14 protein-coding genes are annotated in these 18,615 nt (G+C 27.9%); 1 reads left to right on the top strand and 13 read right to left on the bottom strand.

Annotated features, from left to right (window positions below):
• Positions 1-11 precede the first annotated feature (11 nt).
• Together yfmF and BLP75_RS11580 are read right to left on the bottom strand one after the other, a co-directional pair.
• On the bottom strand, positions 12-1,277 hold the full coding sequence (gene yfmF, locus BLP75_RS11575) for an EF-P 5-aminopentanol modification-associated protein YfmF (RefSeq protein ID WP_092726242.1): 1,266 nt from the start codon (positions 1,275-1,277) through the stop codon (positions 12-14).
• A 1-nt stretch (position 1,278) separates the two neighbouring features.
• The gene (locus BLP75_RS11580; RefSeq protein WP_092726243.1) at positions 1,279-2,397 is read right to left on the bottom strand and encodes a ferrochelatase; all 1,119 of its coding nucleotides are present in this window, start codon (positions 2,395-2,397) and stop codon (positions 1,279-1,281) included.
• Between the two features lie 192 nt (positions 2,398-2,589).
• On the opposite strand from BLP75_RS11580, the gene ychF reads away from it, so the two are divergent.
• A complete protein-coding gene (gene ychF / locus BLP75_RS11585) occupies positions 2,590-3,687 on the top strand; it encodes a redox-regulated ATPase YchF (protein ID WP_092726245.1) in 1,098 nt (365 codons plus the stop codon).
• Positions 3,688-3,771: 84 nt separating this feature from the next.
• Here ychF and BLP75_RS11590 read toward each other — a convergent pair whose 3' ends face one another.
• The 11 genes from BLP75_RS11590 to BLP75_RS11640 all read right to left on the bottom strand — a co-directional run bounded on the left by BLP75_RS11590 (position 3,772) and on the right by BLP75_RS11640 (position 18,549).
• Complete coding sequence (locus tag BLP75_RS11590) at positions 3,772-5,208, bottom strand: carbon starvation CstA family protein (RefSeq protein ID WP_092726247.1); 1,437 nt, start codon at positions 5,206-5,208, stop codon at positions 3,772-3,774.
• 129 nt (positions 5,209-5,337) lie between these two features.
• Positions 5,338-6,081: a LytR/AlgR family response regulator transcription factor gene (locus tag BLP75_RS11595; RefSeq protein WP_092726248.1), complete on the bottom strand. Its 744-nt coding sequence runs from the start codon at positions 6,079-6,081 to the stop codon at positions 5,338-5,340.
• 13 nt (positions 6,082-6,094) lie between these two features.
• Positions 6,095-7,753 (bottom strand): sensor histidine kinase, encoded by a 1,659-nt coding sequence (locus BLP75_RS11600; protein ID WP_242872423.1) that lies wholly within the window; start codon positions 7,751-7,753, stop codon positions 6,095-6,097.
• Between the two features lie 132 nt (positions 7,754-7,885).
• Entirely contained in the window at positions 7,886-9,385 is a 1,500-nt protein-coding gene (locus tag BLP75_RS11605; protein WP_092726251.1) for a UDP-N-acetylmuramoyl-L-alanyl-D-glutamate--2,6-diaminopimelate ligase, read from the bottom strand.
• Between the two features lie 184 nt (positions 9,386-9,569).
• On the bottom strand, positions 9,570-10,289 hold the full coding sequence (gene cuyB, locus BLP75_RS11610) for a cysteate racemase (RefSeq protein ID WP_092726253.1): 720 nt from the start codon (positions 10,287-10,289) through the stop codon (positions 9,570-9,572).
• 15 nt (positions 10,290-10,304) lie between these two features.
• Positions 10,305-11,519 carry a carboxylate--amine ligase gene (locus BLP75_RS11615; protein ID WP_092726255.1) on the bottom strand — a complete coding sequence of 405 codons (1,215 nt, stop codon included), beginning with the start codon at positions 11,517-11,519 and terminating at the stop codon, positions 10,305-10,307.
• 444 nt (positions 11,520-11,963) lie between these two features.
• A complete protein-coding gene (ptsG, locus tag BLP75_RS11620; protein WP_092726257.1) occupies positions 11,964-14,021 on the bottom strand; it encodes a glucose-specific PTS transporter subunit IIBC in 2,058 nt (685 codons plus the stop codon).
• A 292-nt stretch (positions 14,022-14,313) separates the two neighbouring features.
• Positions 14,314-15,156, bottom strand: coding sequence for a BglG family transcription antiterminator LicT (gene licT / locus BLP75_RS11625; RefSeq protein WP_092726259.1), 843 nt, complete (start codon positions 15,154-15,156; stop codon positions 14,314-14,316).
• Between the two features lie 310 nt (positions 15,157-15,466).
• Positions 15,467-16,060, bottom strand: coding sequence for a rubrerythrin (gene rbr, locus BLP75_RS11630; protein WP_092726261.1), 594 nt, complete (start codon positions 16,058-16,060; stop codon positions 15,467-15,469).
• 77 nt (positions 16,061-16,137) lie between these two features.
• A complete protein-coding gene (locus BLP75_RS11635) occupies positions 16,138-18,099 on the bottom strand; it encodes a fructose-1,6-bisphosphatase (protein ID WP_092726262.1) in 1,962 nt (653 codons plus the stop codon).
• A gap of 96 nt (positions 18,100-18,195) precedes the next feature.
• Complete coding sequence (locus BLP75_RS11640) at positions 18,196-18,549, bottom strand: hypothetical protein (RefSeq protein ID WP_092726264.1); 354 nt, start codon at positions 18,547-18,549, stop codon at positions 18,196-18,198.
• Between the last annotated feature and the right edge of the window lie 66 nt (positions 18,550-18,615).

The following is an 18,615-nucleotide window of genomic DNA, read 5'->3' on the forward strand; positions in this document are numbered from 1 at the left end:
CGTCACCTCACTTAGTTTCTTAAGAAATAAATAGTATCTAATTCTATTTTTTCAAAAGATTTAACTATATCTTTAACTTCTACTTTATTTATATTTTCTATCATCTTGTCTATTGTAGTATTTGTACCACCCATAGTCTGAGCAAAGTAGAAATCAGACATTCCTCCTATGCTATCAGCCAACGATTTCATAGAATTTATTAAACCACTTTTGCTATTTTCTATCTCATCTGATGATATTTCACCTTGTTTTATTGCCTCTATTTGCTTCTTAATTAAATCAACTGTTTTTTCATAATTTTGAGCTTCTATTCCTGATGATATATATAATATTGATTTATATTTTTCTACTGAAGAATATATATAGTAGCATAAACTTTCTTTTTCTCTTATGTTTATGAACATTTTAGAATGAGGTCCTCCACCTAAAACACTACTACCTACAACTAATGGATAGTATAGTGATTCATCTTTATAATCAATATTAGTTCTATAGCCCATAACTAGTTTTCCTTGAGTTATATCCATATTTTCTTCAACTATATTAACTTCTGTTATGTCTTTTGTGAATTGTTCTCTTGGTATATCTATAATTTCATCTCTTTCAAATGAGAAGTTTTTACTTATTACATTTACAACTTCTTCTTCATTAAAATCACCTTCTATTACTATATCTATAGGAGATGTTTTTATTATATTTTTATAATGTTCATATAAATCTTTAGCATCTATTTTTTCTAAATCTTCTTCATATCCTATTTCACTTATACTAAATCTCTCACCTTTACACATCTCTTCAAAAGATCTTTCAAGTGCATATCTACTTTTATCATTTATTTTGGCTTGTATTCTATCTTTTAAGTTTGTCTTTTCTATATCTAAATATTCTTTATTAAATCCGCCATCTACTACTAGAGTATCATTTAATACATCATTGAAAAATTCAATTACATTTGTAAATATTTTTTCATCTAAATATCTTTCATTTGTACTTATTATTTTAAATGTAATTACTTGTTTTTCTCCTCTTTTTGATACATCGCCATACATTGAAGATCCATATAAATCGTCTAATTTATTTGATATTTCTCTTAAACTTGGGTACTTTGTGCATCCACTAGTAATTATTGTAGGCAATAATGCATTCTTAGTAGCTTCTTCTCTGTCTAAGTTTCTTTGTATATATATACTAACAAGATTAGACTTGAACTTTTCAGCTGGTATTAATGTTAAATTAATATCTTTGCCTAAGTTTATTTTTTTTATGTCCTTTTTCATTTTATCCTCCTATTTGATTCATTAATGATATTCTTGTAAAAAGTTCATCTACTATTGCATCCATCTTCTTTTCTGGATCTATGTAGTAAAACTTAGTATTTCCCATATCTAGATCTTCAAGTATACTTTCTACTAAATGTTTTGTATACATAGTATCTATTGTACATGTAGGTAATACAACATACAAAGTATCAATTCCATATTCTAACAATTCCTCGCCTGATTTTATTATATCTTTTTTATTATTTTCTAAAAGAGGTAATTTTATTTGAACGTCTAAGTTTTTTTCTTCATGATTTATATATTCTTTTATTTTTTCTCTAAATAATATGTCCTCTTCTAAATTATTCTTATTATGTAATCCAATTAAAAGTAACCCTGAATCTTTATCTAAAGCTCTAATATTTTTTAAAATTTCATTTTTATATACCATAGCTAAATTATTAGATTTATAAAAAGGATCTAATATTTCTATTCCAGCTAAATTATAAGAAACTAGGTTTAATTTTTCATATCTTTGTTTGAAAATTTCATAGTCTTTTCCATCTGTCATAAATAAAGGGCATATAATTATTTTTTTATATCCTTTAGATACTATATCTTCCAAGCTATCTTCAAAATAAGGCTTAGTGTACATGTAAGAATTTACCACTTTATATCCGTCGCCTAATTGATAACTTAATTTTTTAGTTACTTCTTCAGTCTTTTCTTTAAAATCACTTTCTCCTAGCTGATTATAATAATTTTTATAAGTATATAAATCTTTAATTCCTGTAAATAAAGATTTATAGCCCTTTTCATAATAAATTTGAGTTGAACGCTCTTTTAGATTGTATTTTTTTGATTCTCCTTCTGATACTAATAAAACTAATGTATCTTCTTTTTCTATCCCCGGCTGAACGTCTTTAAAACTTATGTAATTTCTAAACCCAAATAGTATCATGCAATTTACCCCAATAAATGAAATAATTAGAGCATAAACCATATATTTATAATCTTTCTTAGACGTTATTTGCTTATAAATCATTACTGTTGCTAAAACTATAAATATATTTTCCATATACCCATTGAAAATTAAACTTAAAGCTAAAGATATAAAAAAAATTATCCAAATAAGCATAAAATCAACCCCAATAATTTTTTTGATGTAAATGCATAGTTTACATCTATTATATATATGATGTATAATCAGTATGTATGTCTATAATGGGATTTTTTGAATTTGTTCAAATTAACCTATTGAGCTAATTTAAAGCCTATAATAGGTTGTTTAAATTTATATATAAATATGACTAAAGAGAGGACGATGACTATGAAATTAGGTATAGTTGGTTTACCAAACGTAGGTAAAAGTACCCTATTCAATGCAATAACTCAAGCAGGTGCTGAATCTGCAAACTACCCTTTCTGTACAATAGAACCAAACGTTGGAGTTGTTTCTGTTCCAGATGAAAGATTAGATAAATTAAAAGAATTATATGATTCTAAAAAAATTGTTCCTACTGCTATAGAATTCTGTGATATAGCAGGTCTTGTTAGAGGAGCTTCTAAAGGTGAAGGTTTAGGAAATAAATTCTTATCTCATATAAGAGAAGTTGACGCTATAGTACATGTTGTTAGATGTTTCGAAGACCCTAACGTTGTTCATGTTGATGGTTCGGTTGATCCATTAAGAGATATAGAAACTATAAACTTAGAATTAATATTCTCTGATATCGAAATATTACAAAGAAGAATACAAAAAAACACTAAAGCTGCTAAAGCTGACAAATCAATAGCTGCTGAACTTGAATTCTTAAAAGAAATAATGGTTACTTTAGAAGATGGTAAATGTGTTAGAACTATGGACTTTAATGATGACCAAAAAGTATTTGTTGATTCATTAAACTTACTTACTTCTAAGCCAGTAATATATGCTACTAATGTAAGTGAAGATGATTTAGCTGATGAAGCTGAAAACAATCAATACGTTAATACTGTTAGAGAATTCGCTGCTACAGAAGCTGCAGAAGTTGTTGTTGTTTGTGCTCAAATAGAAGCAGAAATATCTGAACTTGATACAGAAGAAGAAAAGAAAGAATTCTTAGAAACATTAGGCTTAGAGCAATCGGGATTAGATAAATTAATCAAATCTTCTTATGCTTTACTTGGACTTGTTTCTTACTTAACAGCTGGACCTCAAGAGGTTAGAGCTTGGACTATAAAGGTTGGTACTAAAGCTCCTGCTGCTGGAGGAAAGATACACTCTGATATAGAAAGAGGATTCATAAGAGCAGAAACTATATCATTTGAGGATTTAGCTCAAGTTGGTACTATGAGTGCTGCTAAAGAAAAAGGTCTTGTTAGACTTGAAGGAAAAGAATATATCGTTAAAGATGGAGACGTTATACTATTTAGATTTAACGTTTAATAAAAAAGCTTACAGTTTATCTGTAAGCTTTTTTGTTATAAATTAAAATGGCCCAATCTCGATTTGAGATAGGCCATTTTTATATTAAGCTATATTTTTATCTTCTACATTTTTTACTAATTTATCTTTGCTTATCATAAATGCTACAAATAATATTACAGCAGCTCCTACACCTACTGCATTAGAGAATGTAGCATTTAATTTAAATCCTTCTGGAGCTTGTAGTATATAAGCTACACATACAGCAGACATAAATGTTGCTGGTATTAAAGTCATAAAATAGCTAGATTTATTCTTTAATAAGTATACTGTTGAAGCCCAAAGAACTATCATTGCTAATGTTTGATTAGACCAAGCAAAATATCTCCATATTATGTTAAAGTCTATTGTAGTTAAGAATATACATACTAAGAATAATGGTATTGCTAATATAAATCTATTTTTAAATCCTTCTTGTTTTATATTAAATGCATCAGCTATAGTAAGTCTAGCACTTCTAAATGCTGTATCTCCACTAGTTATAGGACAAGCCACAACTCCAAGTACTGCAAGTATTGCACCCATTGGTCCTAATAATTCTTTAGACAATAAACTTACAACTCCTGATTGGCCTCCAAATTGATTTAAAGCATTTTGTATAGATAAGCTATCTCCAAAGAATGCTATCGTAACAGCACACCATATTAAAGCAACTATTCCTTCTACAACCATTGCCCCATAAAATACTTTTTTACTTTCAGATTCATGGTGTATACATCTAGCCATCATAGGTGACTGAGTAGCATGGAACCCTGATATAGCACCACATGCTATTGTTGTAAATAAGAATGGGAATAAATTTAATCCGTCTGGATGTAGGTTTTGTAATGACATCTCAGGCATTACCATAGATCCATTAACATGTCCTACTATCATAGCTCCACATAATCCTATAGCCATAAATAATAGTGCTGCTCCAAATACAGGATATATTTTACCTATTACCTTATCAACTGGTAAAACTGTTGCAGCCATATAATAAATTATTATTAATACAACCCATACAGTTTTATTTATTCCAGTCATTGATGTTAATAATCCTGCTGGAGATGTTACGAATACTGTTCCAACTAATATAAGAAGTATTACAGAGAACACTCTCATAACAGATTTCATACCATCACCTAAATAAATACCTACTATTTCAGAAACTGAAGTCCCTTCATGTTTCATAGATATAACTCCTGAGAAGAAATCATGTACTCCTCCTGCAAATATTGTACCAAATGTTATCCATAAAAATGCAACTGGCCCAAATAAAGCCCCCATTATTGCACCAAATATAGGACCTGTTCCTGCTATATTTAAAAATTGTATTAAGAAAACTTTGTGCCAAGGCATTGGCATATAGTCTATTCCATCCTCTAGTCTTACAGCTGGTGTTTGAGTTGAATCACTTAATTTTACTGATTTTTCTACTATCTTACCATAAGTAAAATATCCACCGATAAGAATTGTTAAGCATACTAAAAATGTTATCATACCGTTTTCTCCTTTGTTAAAAATGTTAATTTCTTGTTAAATTTATTATTACAATATTAGAATAACGTTTCTTTTAATTTAGGAGATTTAAATTTACATGAAATGCATAATTTCATACATTAAATACGTCTATATATGCATAACTTTTCTAAACTCTTTTATTTTACTTCGACTTACCGGTACTTCTAAATTTATATCTTTCAATTTTAACTTATAGGTATTGTTAAACCAAGGTATAATTTCTTTTATTTTAGAAGTATTTACTATATAAGATCTATGAGTTTTAAAAAATTTAGAACTAGGTAGATTTTTTTCAAATTCAGTTATAGAGCTTTTAACAATATACTTATCCTCTTTTGTAAATACTATGGTTTCTCTTTCATTTGCTTCACAATAATATATATCATTTATTTTTACTACTATCAATTTATCATTTTTCCAAAGGCTAACCTTATCTAAGCTGCTTTCATCTAATAGATTTTTATCACGTCTTTTATTCTCTATAGTTTTTGATTTCTCACTACTCTCAAGCTTTTTTAACATAGAAACTATTCTTTCCTCTGAATATGGCTTTAACACATAGTCAAATGCCTCAAGCTCAAATGCATCTACTGCATGTTCTTTATAAGCAGTTATAAAAACTATTTTAGGGCTAATTTTAAATTGTTTTATTGTCTTAGCCAATAACATTCCGTCTAACATAGGTATATTTATATCTAGAAATATTACATCTATCGTATTTTCTTGTATAAATTTTAATACATCTACTCCATTATCAAATTCGTTTATTATTTTTATATTACTAAAGTTATTTATAAAATATTTAAGTTCTTCTCTTGCTGGGAATTCATCTTCAACGATTATACACTTCATAATGTCCTCCAATTTAAATTTCAAATTCTATTTTTGTTCCTGGATTTAATCTATAAATATTTAGGCCTTTACCATAAAGTAATTTTAACCTTAAATGAACATTGTAAAGTCCTATCTTATTTTCAGGCATATCATCCTTATAAACCTTTTGGATTATTTCTTCATCTATAGTTACGCCATCATTTTCTACCCATATTTTTACATTCATTCCATTACTTTTTATTCCGATTATTACAGTTCCATGGCCACCATTTTTTCTTATTCCATGTATAATTGCATTTTCTACCAATGGCTGTATTATGAGACTAGGCATTTGAATTTTTATATCTTCATCAATTTTATAAATTACATTTAATTTATCCCCAAACCTTGCCTTTTCAATTTCTATATAAGCCTTTACTTGTTCTAGTTCTTTACTTATATCTATTAAGTTATCACTTACCTCTAAATTATATCTCATATAAGTAGATAGATTTATTATAAGTTGCCTTGCCTTATCTGGATTTATTCTAATAAATGATGTAATTGTATTTAATGCATTAAATAAAAAGTGAGGATTTATTTGGGTTTGCAAAGCTTTTATTTCCGCTTTATTTTTAGCTTCTTTTATTTTTTCTATTTTTGAAACTTCCATTAATGTTGAAATTATTTGTGATAAACCTATAGCTAACGATTGCTTAGAGTGACTCATTTCATATTTTTCTGTATAATATATTTTTAAAGTTCCTATTACGCCACTAGAATCTGTTAAAGGAATGATCATAGCTGTTTTTAAATTAACTATTTTACTTAAAGAATGTTCATCTTTGTTTACTTTTATATTTAAGATTTTATTTTGATACATAGCTTTTTTAGTAGTATAACTTAATTCCTTTGTACACTCTGAGTATATATCTTCACCTACTCCTACATATGCTAATACTTTATCTAAATCTGTTATAGCAACTGCATCTGAGTTTATTTCGTCTTTAATTATATTGCATATAATTTTTAATGACTCTTCATTTATGGATCTAAAATATGGAAGAGTCTTATTTGCAATATCTAGTGCTAGCTTTGATTGAAGAGCCGCTATTTCCTCTTTTTCCTTTTTAATAGCTTGTACTATTGTAACTAAAAATCCTATACCTATTTGTCCTACTATCATGGGTATATATATTTTTGTTATTATCGAAACAGCTACATCATGAGGTTTAGATATAAAAAATATTAAAATCATAGTTATACTTTCAGATATCATTCCACATATAATACCAACTAACCATTTGTATTCTTCTTTTCCTCTTTTTGATGCATACCCTGATAATATACCTGCAAATATGCTAGATATAAAACATGGGATAGAAGTTATTCCATTTAAATCTATTAAAAGCCTATGAGTTCCAGATACAATTCCTGATGTTATACCAACTACAGGTCCAAATAATATACCTCCAGAAACTACAGAAATTATTCTTGTATTTGCTAATGATCCATTCACTTTTATTCCATTATAAGTTCCTAATATTGCTAGCAAACTAAATATTATTGATATAATTACTAAATCTCTCTTTCTATATTTTTCTTTTTGAAATATGTATTTAAACCCTTTGATTTTACTTATGATTATAAATAGTACTATTATTAAACTAGATTTTTCTAATAAATTTAAAAATATATCTCCCTTATTCACTATGTCACCTCTCTTACCATAATTAAAATAAGTTTTAAATCACCTTAAAATAAAAAAACAATAAAAATTTGTTAATACCTAAAAAAGAGAAGTTATAAACTTCTCTTTTTTAGTGATTTATATTAGCCTATTTTATGATAATTGTTTTTCCATCTTTTTTTCTATTATATTTCTAGCAGCTTCTTTTGCTATTTCAGTTTCACTGAAAGGTATCCATTCACCCTTTATAAGCTGTGATTCTTCATGTCCTTTACCTGCAAATACTATCATATCACCTTCTTGAGCTAATTCTATAGCTTTTTCTATAGCTACTTTTCTATCTGGTTCTACTATATATTCACAATCTGACCCTTTAAATGAATCTGCTATATCCTTTATTACATTCATTGGATCCTCAAAATCAGGATTATCACTTGTTAGTATGCATAAATCACACTCTCTTGATGCTACATCACCAAGTTCTTTTCTTCTTAGCTCTGTTCTTCCTCCAACTGAGCCAAATAAACATATCAATCTATTATGATCATACTGCTTTAGTGTTTGTAATATACTTTCTAAACTAACCCCATTATGAGCATAATCAATTATTATAGTTGCATAATCTAAAACTGGTAATACTTCTACTCTTCCTTTTACTTTAGCACTTTTTAATGCCTCTATCATTATGTTTTTCTCTATTTTTAAATACTTACAAACAGACATAACAGCTAATGCATTGTATATACTAAATGTACCCGGTGCACATATATATGCATTAAATGTCTCATCTATTGTTTTAACATCAAAACTTACACCTAATGAATCTATTGCTCTTGAATATTCTATGTTTTGAGCATTTAAATCAGCCTTATTATCTATTCCAAAAGTTTCTATATCACAAGTAGCTCTTTCTATTATTTGATCAGCATATTTATCATCTATGTTAATTATTCCATGCTTAGCTAATGTAAATAGTTTAGCCTTACATCCTAAATAGTGCTCAAATGTTGGATGTTCTTTTGGGCCTATATGATCCGGAGATAAATTAGAGAATATAGCTGTATCAAAGTCTACATCTTTAACTCTTTCCATCATTATTCCACCAGAAGATACTTCCATAGATACACACTTAACTCCACCATCTATCATATTTCTAAATATCCTATGAAGTTCATAACTTTCAGGTGTTGTGTTTAATGTCTTTTCTTTTTTTCCATTATAAAAAGTTCCATTTGTTCCTATAACACCTGTATTTAAACCTGCTTTATTTAAAACTGAGCTTATATAATTAGTTATAGTAGTTTTTCCCTTAGTACCCGTTACTCCTATTACCTTTAATTCCTTCGATGGATTACCAAAATAATTAGCAGACATTTTAGATAATGCTATTCTACTGTCATTTACAAATAATTTTATAGCATCTTCATCAAGCTCTAAATCATTTTGTAGTATAAATACTCTTGCACCTCTTTCATATGCATTTTGAGCATATTTATGGCCATCAACAGTCTCCCCTTTTATTGCAACAAATATATATCCATCCTCGCATTTTGAAGAATTATAAGCGATATCTTTTATTTCTGTATTTTGTATTTCATCCCAAGGCTTATTTGAATTGAATTCAACTTCATTCATTATATCTAATAATCTCATTTTTTAGCCCTCCTAATAAGTTATATCGTATGTAGTATACCACAATAAAACATAAAATTTAAATGTATGTTATTGCTAATTCTACACTAATTTAATAAATTCTAGAAAAATAGAGTAGTTTCAACTACTCTATTAATCTGTTCTTAGTCTTTATTGATTATGTCTTTGTGTATTTATTATATAATTAAATAGCTTCTTTTTTCTTACTTTTCTTTTCACATGCGCTAATAGTTTTTCTAGCTAATACTTCTAATGAATCTATATAAAATTCGTCATCTAAGTTATTATCATTTTTTAATATAGAAAGTTCTGTGCATCCAAGTATCGCACCATCACAGTTACTTTCTTTTAAATAGTCTATAACAACATTAAACTTATTCATGTCTGCACTTTTACCGCTTTTTATATCTTTATATATAATATCCATTACTATTTTTTGTTTTAATTCATCTAAAACTTCATAGTCTATATCATATTTTTCACACATGTTTTGGTATAACTTTGTTTGTACATTTCCAGTTGTCGCTAATATACCTAGTTTTTTATGCCCTTTTTCTTTTGCATATTTAACAGTTTCTTCTACTATATTTATAACCGGTATATTTACACTATTTGATATTTTTTCATAGAAATAATGTGCCGTATTACACGTTATAACTAAAAAATCTGTACCATATTGTTCTAACTTTTTAGCGTCTTTAATAAGTATATCCACCGGATTTTCTGAGGAATTACCTATTATATAATCAGTTCTGTCTGGTGTCGTTGCTCTATTAGCTATTATCATATCGATATGATCTTGATCTATTGTTGCATCAGTCAATCTAACAACCATATCAAAGAAATAAACTGTAGCCATAGGACCTAATCCACCCATCACTCCAACTGTCTTATTATTTTTCATAAGCATACCACCCATCTATTTGCAGTATTTTTTAAACTTTCTCATTTGGTTTATATTGTATAAGAATATATACCATCTTCTCTTGAAGTTTCCTTGTAAATCTTTATCATATCCAAATGATGTTGCACTCTTACCTTGACTAACTAATGATTTAGCTTTATTTACTAAAGCTTGATCTTTAACATATTTATAAACAACATTATTTGGTATAACATGCCAGAAGAAAGGATCCTTTTGTACCTTTAAGTCTAATTCTTTATTGTATACTCTATCTTCAACAACATATTTAGCTATATTATTTCCAGAACTTGTTACATAGTAGTTACTTCTACCTTGTCTTAAGTTAATTTCAAATACTTTATACGTATTATCTCTACTATCGTATTTTATATCAAAGTTTGAGAATCCTGTGTAATTTATATCTTCTAAAAAGGCTTTGAACTTTTTCATAAGTTCTTCATCATACTCTGTTATTATAGCAGCATGATTACCTATACCTTTTGGAGTATGTTCTTCTAATAATACATGTCCTAGGCACATCATTTTAACTTTTCCATGTTGATCTGAATAACAAGTTAAAACTCTCATATGTGAGTCATCGCCTGGTATAAAATCTTGTATTATTAAATTTTTGTTATATTTTCCATTGTATATTGCTGTAGTTATTTCTATAAATTCATTTTCATCTTGTGCTACATATGCTTTTTTCATTCCTTCAAATGGGAATTGCCAATATAACACACTATCTGAAGGTTTGATTATAACAGGGTAGTTAAATCCAAAATCTTCTATTTTATCACCTTTTGAATATATAAAAGTTTTAGGGTAATCTAACCCTTTTTCTTCACACATTTCATAGAATAATTCTTTTTCTATTAACTTATCCTTTAATTCACTGTCTATATATGGAACTATATATTTTTCCTTTAATACATCTTTGTGATCTATTATTAATTCTGCATATTCATCAGTACATCCCATTATTATTAATTTCTTGTTAGGTGCTGCTAGTTCATCTGCAGTTTTTAATAGAACTTCTATAAATTCTTTTTCCTCTGTTATTCTTGGGTCTATTCTAAAATCTATTATGTTACTATCTTTAGTCGCTCCTAATGCATATCTACCGAAAGCTATTGACTTAACTCCATAAGCTTCGTGGTATGCTCTTGCTACTGAGTAGCAGTTTATATCTCCACCAACCAGTACAGGTTGTATTACTATATTATCCACGCTTTCCACCTCTTTTAAATCATCATCTATGATTAAATTCACCTACTAATTATACTGTATTTAACCTATTATGTCAAAATTCTAACTTATTCGATTATGATTATATTTAGTGTTTTTTGTTAAGATTTTAGTTTTTTTAAAATATTCACTTTTTAACTTAATTAAAGTTAGTAAATAGCCTAATTTTCAATAATTTTATAATCTTATACAATAAATAAATTAAATTTTAAATAGATTAATACTAATTTTTATTTCGATATCATTTTGTAATATATGACCTTTTATTTTAATTTGCCTAACATTTTTACCATAAAAGTTTTTGTAATTATTAAACTGCTATGCATTTATTTTTTTGATTAAATTTTTATAAGTAAATATACAATTTGCTTAAGCGTAAAAAAACTAGCTACATGTATAAATACATGTAACTAGTTTTTAATTTAATTATTTTACTATACTAACTCTGTTTGCTTCTTTTGCCTTGATAGGTCCAGCTTTTATGCTGATTTTTTCACTACCTTCTAAGTTAGTAAATACAACTGGACTTATCGTTGATGTAGCATTTTTTTCAATATAATCTAAATCCATCTTAACTAACTTATCTCCAGCTTTAACTTTTTGTCCAACTTCTACAAATACATCAAAGCCTTTACCTTCTAACTTAACTGTTTCTATACCTAAATGTATAAGAACTTCTCTACCAGTTTCTGTTTCTATTATTATGGCATGCTTTGTAGGGAATATAACGCCTACTGTACCACTTACAGGAGAATATATATCTCCATCATTTGATTTTATTGCAAATCCATCTCCCATTAATTTTGTTGAGAATACTTCATCTGGAACTTCTGATATATCCATTAGTTCTCCGTTTACTAATGATATTATTTCTTCGTTTGATGCTGATTTTGTTGCTGCTATTTCTTCCTTTACTTCTTGCTTCTTAGGTGCTTCTTTAGGCTTAGCTACCTTTACTTTACCTGCTATTATTTCATTTATTTCAGATTTTAATGTATCTGATTTAGGTCCATATATAGCTTGTAAGTTATTACCAACTACCATAACTCCTGCCGCTCCAAGAGATTTAAGTTTATCTTGATCTACTTTATTTATATCTTCAACTGCAACTCTAAGTCTTGTTATACATGCATCTAAAGATTTTATATTTTCCTTATTTCCTAAAGCTTCTAATATTCCAAATGCTAATTCGCTATTACTTAATGTAGTATTTGAATCTGATTCAACATCATCTTCTCTACCTGGAGTTTTTAAGTTGAATTTAGTTATTAAGAATCTAAATCCGAAGTAGTAAACTACTGCAAATACTGCACCTACAACTAATACTAAATACCAAGGAGTTCTATTTGGTAAAACTCCAAATAACATGAAATCTATAAGACCTCCTGAGAATGTCATACCGATTTTAACACCTAGTATTTGCATTAACATAAATGATATACCTGCGAATACACAGTGTACTGCAAATAATACTGGAGCAACGAATAAGAATGCGAATTCTATTGGTTCAGTTATACCTGTTAAGAATGAAGTAAGCGCTGCCGATGCCATTATACCTGCAACAAACTTTCTCTTTTCTGGTTTAGCAGTGTGTACCATTGCAAGTGCCGCTGCTGGAAGACCAAACATCATGAACGGGAATTTACCAGTCATGAAAGTACCTGCTGTAAATGCTACTCCATCTTTAAGTTGTGCCATAAATATACTTTGATCACCCATTACTAATTGACCAGCTTTATTTGTGTATTCACCAAATTGATACCAGAATGGGTTATAGAAAACATGGTGTAATCCAAATGGTATTAACGCTCTTTCAACTATACCAAATAATAATGCTGCTAAAGTTCTATTAGCATCTATTACTGTTGTCGAGAATGAAAGTAATCCATTTTGTATTGGAGGCCATATAAATGATAAACCTATACCTACTAATATAGCACTAGCCGCTGTTACTATTGGAACGAATCTCTTACCTGCAAAGAATCCTAAATATTGAGGTAAATCAATTTTATAGAACTTCTTATAAAGCCCTGCTGCAATTATACCTATAATGATACCACCAAATACTCCAGTCTGAAGAGTTGGTACTCCAAGAGCCATAGTATACATTGGGTTTCCTTTTAAACCTGGAACTGCTCCAGCCAATTCTGGAGTTACCCCAGCCATAATACCCATAGATGTATTCATTATTAATAAACCAACTATTGCAGCTAATCCTGCAACACCTTCACCCTCAGTTAAACCAACTGCAGTACCTACTGCAAATAGTAAAGGTAAGTTATCAAATACTACTCCACCTGACTTTTCCATTATCTTTATTATAAGTTGGAAAGTATTGTTGTCTAAGAAAGGCATTATTTCTAGTAATTGTGGGTTAGCAAGTGCATTACTAACACCTAGAAGTATACCTGCTGCTGGAAGTAATGCAACTGGTAGCATTAATGCTTTTCCTACTTTTTGTAAAACACCAAATAGTTTTTTCATTATTCTCTCTCCTTATTGTATTTTAAATTTATTTTAGGAATTCATTTTCCTTGTCAACATAACTATTTTCATCATAAAATTTATTATATATGTGCTTATTTTTAAAATTTGTATAAAAAAAGACTTAACCCTATAAAAATAGTTTCTGTCTTATTAGTAAATAATATTTACATTAATAGTACTTAAATTAAGCACTATATAAATTTTACACTAATAAAATCTAGTTCTATTTTTATAAACTCAAGTCTTGCCTGCTCTATCAGTAACAACCTTTTACAGTTTATAATATCTATTAATTTTTTATAGCTGCTATAACTCTATTTATGTGCAAAGTTAAATATAAAAGTTCATCTTCTGTTACTAAATATTCATGATTATCTTCTATATATTGCTTTACTTTACATGCACAGTTATATGCTTTTTCATATTGTATCTTTATTATATTTATAAGTTCATTATCTTTATCTTCAACTTGCTCTTTTTTTATTAATCGTTTTGCAAAGAATTTTAAATGAGTAACTAGTCTATCATAATTAAAATCATATTGTTCAAATTCTACAGAATAGTAATACCTTATTATATTTAAAATTTCCTTAACTATTTTAGTCATTAAAAATGATTCATTAGTACTTTCCTTATAGTTTGCATTTACTATATGCATCGCTATAAATCCTGCTTCATCAATTGGAAATTCAACATTGAATCTATCATTTATATATTCAATTGCCCATTTTCCAACTTCAAATTCTTTTTTGTGAATTCTTTTGATTTCATATAATAAATCATTCTTGATTTGAATTTTTTCTTCATACCTTTTAAAGGCAAAAGATAAGTGGTCTGTTAAAGATGCATATATATAGTCATCTAATTCTGAGTTTAAATATTTTTTTGCATATTCTATTATTTTAGAACTAGCTTCAAATACTTCTTCATGGACCTCTGTTACTACTTTAGTTATCTTTTGAGTTAGGCTTTCATCTTCAGTAATAAACTTTTTTTCTATTTTAGATTGATCTACTGGCTGACCTACCTTTTTTTGGAATCCAATTCCGCATCCAGTGAGTACTAGTTCCTTATTGCTTTCTTTATCTATAACCAATACTACATTGTTGTTATAAATTTTTTCTATAATCATTCGTCTACTTACTCACCCCTTTAGTTAAAATTATTTATTACTAGGATTTAATAGTTTAATTATTTATCTATTAAACTATAAAATACCTAAACTAAGGCATACAAAATAACACTTGCCTTAACTTAGGTATTGCCTGCTCAATCAGTAACAATCCAATTTTATCAATTTATTTTAAAGTAGATATTTGTATTACCTTCTTTCTAAAATAATTTTATAATAATTGCATAATTCTGTCAAGCTTTTTGAAAACTATTTCCCTGTATATTTTTAACATTTTTTAGTTTGTGTATTTTCTGAATTTAAAAGTTTTTTAGTTTACAAATGGAGATTTAGAATATAATATAAAGTACCCTTGTTCATGTTGACATACTGGACATTTTTTCGGAGCTTCAGTACCTTTATGTATATGACCACAGTTTAGACATAACCATTCTTCTTCTTTGTCACTTTTAAACAACATTCCACTTTCTAATTTATCTCCAAAATATCCAAATCTATCACCATGTGATTTTTCAATTTCTGAAATTTGTTCAAAACTCTTAGCCACAGGCATAAAGCCTTCTTCTCTAGCTATATTAGCAAAATTTTTATATACATCCTGGTATTCTTCATATTCTCCATGTTGAGATGCCTTTAATGTTTGAGCTAAGCTATCATATACATCTACAGGATATCCTCCATCAATTTGAATAGTTTCACCTGATAATTCTTTTAAATGATCATAAAATATTTTAGCATGAGCAAGCTCTTGGTTTGCTGTATATATAAAAGCCTTCTCAATTACGTATAGTTTTTGTGTTTTAGCTTGCTCAGCACCAAAAGTATATCTATTTCTTGCTTGACTTTCTCCTGCAAAAGCTCTCATCAAATTTACTTTAGTTTTACTATCTTTTAATAAGTTCATTTTTACCTCCTAATATAATTAAATATAATATTAGGATTACCTAAGTTTTTAACTTAATGCATTACTCTTTTTTCTTTTTATATTTCTTTTATTAGACCTTTCTTATAAGCTAACAATAACATTTTCAAATCATTAACTTCTTCCTGCAATTTTTTACCAGCATCAGTATCTCTTACTGTTTTTCTTTTATCTTTATGTTCCACGATTTCCGTTGTAGATAGTATATCACTTTCATTTACTATAGCTTCTTCTGCACTTGTAAATGGATTATGTGAAACTAACTGCAAGCTATATGAATTATATATTAATGTATATCCTGCAATACCAGTTTTCTTTTGATAAGCTTTAGAAAATCCTCCATCAATAACTAAAATTTTACCATTTGCTTTTATCGGACTCTCTCCATTTTTACTTTCAACCGGAACATGACCATTTATTATATGTGCATCTTTAGTATCTAAATTAAATTCTTCAAATATCTTTTCACACATTTTTTCATCTTCTCTTAGTTTGAAATATGGGTTTTTGTTTTCTTTATGAGCTTCTTTATCTACAATAAAATATCTTTCAAATGTAGTCATATCATCTTTTCCAAATAACGATGAACATTTACCTGTCCATAAATACCACATCATATCCATTCCAAATTGTTTTTGTGTAGTGTTTTCCTTAAAGAAATACCCTTCCCTAGCTACTGACTCCATTTTATCCATTAACTCTTTACCTTTATATTCTATACCTTGTATTTTCATCTTCATAAAGCTTGAGTCTTGATTCAAAGGGACACATCCATGAATTAATAAATTAGAATTTGCAGTTAAGTAAATGCTCCCCTTTGAAAATAAGAATGAAACGTGTTTTTGCAGTTTTTCACTATTTTTAAAAGAAGATACTAATTTTTCTATTACAGATTCTTCTTCTTTAGTAAATTTATATGGATTAGATTTATCTATAGTTGGGAAATAGGAATCTTTTAGCTTATAGTTCTTTCCTTTTATATTTATAGTTCCCTCGTCATAATTTATATTATTTAATAATAATCTATGTTTCATTTCAAACTCAGGTCGTCTACTTATAATTTCACCCTCAAGTTTAAACTGAATTATACTTATAGCTTTATGCATTTTTGCAATCAAAGATTTTTCTTTAGTTGATACATCTTGATCACTTATCTTAGGTATAAATGAATCACAAGAATCATCCTTATAAATCTCCATTGCGAATGTAGCTAATGGAAGTAAATTTATTCCATATATATCCTCAATTATATCTAGATTTGCATATCTAGCCGAAATTCTTAAGGCATTAGCTATACAAGTTTTTTCTCCCGATGCTGCACCCATCCATAATATATCATGATTGCCCCATTGTATATCTACTGAATGGTAATCCATTAATGTATCCATAACTATATCAGGTCTTGGGCCTCTATCATATATATCACCTAATATATGAAGTCTATCCACTACCAATTTTTGTATTACTTTAGATATTGCTATTATAAACTCTTTTGATCTATCCGTTTCTATTATACTTTCTACTATGCTTTTATAATAATTTTGTTTATGGTGACTATCTATATTTTCATGCAATAATTCTTCTATTATATATCTAAAATCTTCTGGTAATAATTTTCTTACCTTTGATCTAGTATACTTACTTGAAGCATATTTGCATAGTTCAATTAATCTATATATATTTATTCTATAAAAATCATCTATATTTTCTTCTTCCTTAATTATTAAATCTAGTTTTTGCTCTGGATAATATACTAGAGTTGCTAAAGCCTTTTTTTCACTTTCTCTCATAGTGCTAGAAAATAATTCTTCTATTTTTCTTTTTATAACACCCGACCCATTTTTTAGTACATGCACAAAAGGTTCATACTCTCCATGTATGTCTGTTATAAAATGCTCTGTACCCTTTGGTAAATTAAGTATTGCCTCTAAATTTATTATTTCTGTACTTGCTTTTGATATGCTAGGATACTGTTTAGCTAACAACTTCAAGTACTTTAACTCACTCTCAACAGTTTTCATGCTTTTACCTCCAACTTATCCAACTTACAACTATATTATATCACATTAATAAAAAGTGTACACTAATCATCTTTTAGTGTACACTTTTTATATTACTTAGTTAGGAAGCATTAGCTCACCTGTATAAATATTTATTTTATGAACACCTATACTATGGTCATGCTCTCCAACATCTTCGGATTCATCTTTCAATACTACATCTACTATATATTCTTCTCCAACTTTCTTTATATCTTCTTTTGATACAGATATATAATCACCATATTCAGCTTCTAGAATTTTAATTGCATATTCCTTAGAAAGAGGATTCACTTTATCTTTATAATTTGATTCACTATAAATATTGCTCTCTACTTTAGATTCTTCTTTCTGTTTACTATTTACTATTGCAGTAAAACCTAATAAAAAAGTTGCTATAACTACTAAAGATATTATTTTTTTATTTTTCATATTGAATTACCTTTCTTTTAGATTTTTAATGTAATTACTTCTTTAATCAGAATGTATTTTTATAAA

Source organism: Romboutsia lituseburensis DSM 797, from assembly GCF_900103615.1.
GTDB lineage: Bacteria > Bacillota > Clostridia > Peptostreptococcales > Peptostreptococcaceae > Romboutsia_F > Romboutsia_F lituseburensis.

What these genes read in the sequence shown, in the direction of transcription:
- rbr (WP_092726261.1), bottom strand. Translation starts at nt 16,060, where the DNA reads ATGAACTTATTAAAAGATAGTAAAACTAAAGTAAATTTGATGAGAGCT.
- BLP75_RS11580 (WP_092726243.1), bottom strand. Translation starts at nt 2,397, where the DNA reads ATGCTTATTTGGATAATTTTTTTTATATCTTTAGCTTTAAGTTTAATT.
- BLP75_RS11635 (WP_092726262.1), bottom strand. Translation starts at nt 18,099, where the DNA reads ATGAAAACTGTTGAGAGTGAGTTAAAGTACTTGAAGTTGTTAGCTAAA.
- yfmF (WP_092726242.1), bottom strand. Translation starts at nt 1,277, where the DNA reads ATGAAAAAGGACATAAAAAAAATAAACTTAGGCAAAGATATTAATTTA.
- BLP75_RS11595 (WP_092726248.1), bottom strand. Translation starts at nt 6,081, where the DNA reads ATGAAGTGTATAATCGTTGAAGATGAATTCCCAGCAAGAGAAGAACTT.
- BLP75_RS11605 (WP_092726251.1), bottom strand. Translation starts at nt 9,385, where the DNA reads ATGAGATTATTAGATATAATGAATGAAGTTGAATTCAATTCAAATAAG.
- ychF (WP_092726245.1), top strand. Translation starts at nt 2,590, where the DNA reads ATGAAATTAGGTATAGTTGGTTTACCAAACGTAGGTAAAAGTACCCTA.
- cuyB (WP_092726253.1), bottom strand. Translation starts at nt 10,289, where the DNA reads ATGAAAAATAATAAGACAGTTGGAGTGATGGGTGGATTAGGTCCTATG.
- licT (WP_092726259.1), bottom strand. Translation starts at nt 15,156, where the DNA reads ATGATTATAGAAAAAATTTATAACAACAATGTAGTATTGGTTATAGAT.
- BLP75_RS11640 (WP_092726264.1), bottom strand. Translation starts at nt 18,549, where the DNA reads ATGAAAAATAAAAAAATAATATCTTTAGTAGTTATAGCAACTTTTTTA.
- ptsG (WP_092726257.1), bottom strand. Translation starts at nt 14,021, where the DNA reads ATGAAAAAACTATTTGGTGTTTTACAAAAAGTAGGAAAAGCATTAATG.
- BLP75_RS11590 (WP_092726247.1), bottom strand. Translation starts at nt 5,208, where the DNA reads ATGATAACATTTTTAGTATGCTTAACAATTCTTATCGGTGGATATTTT.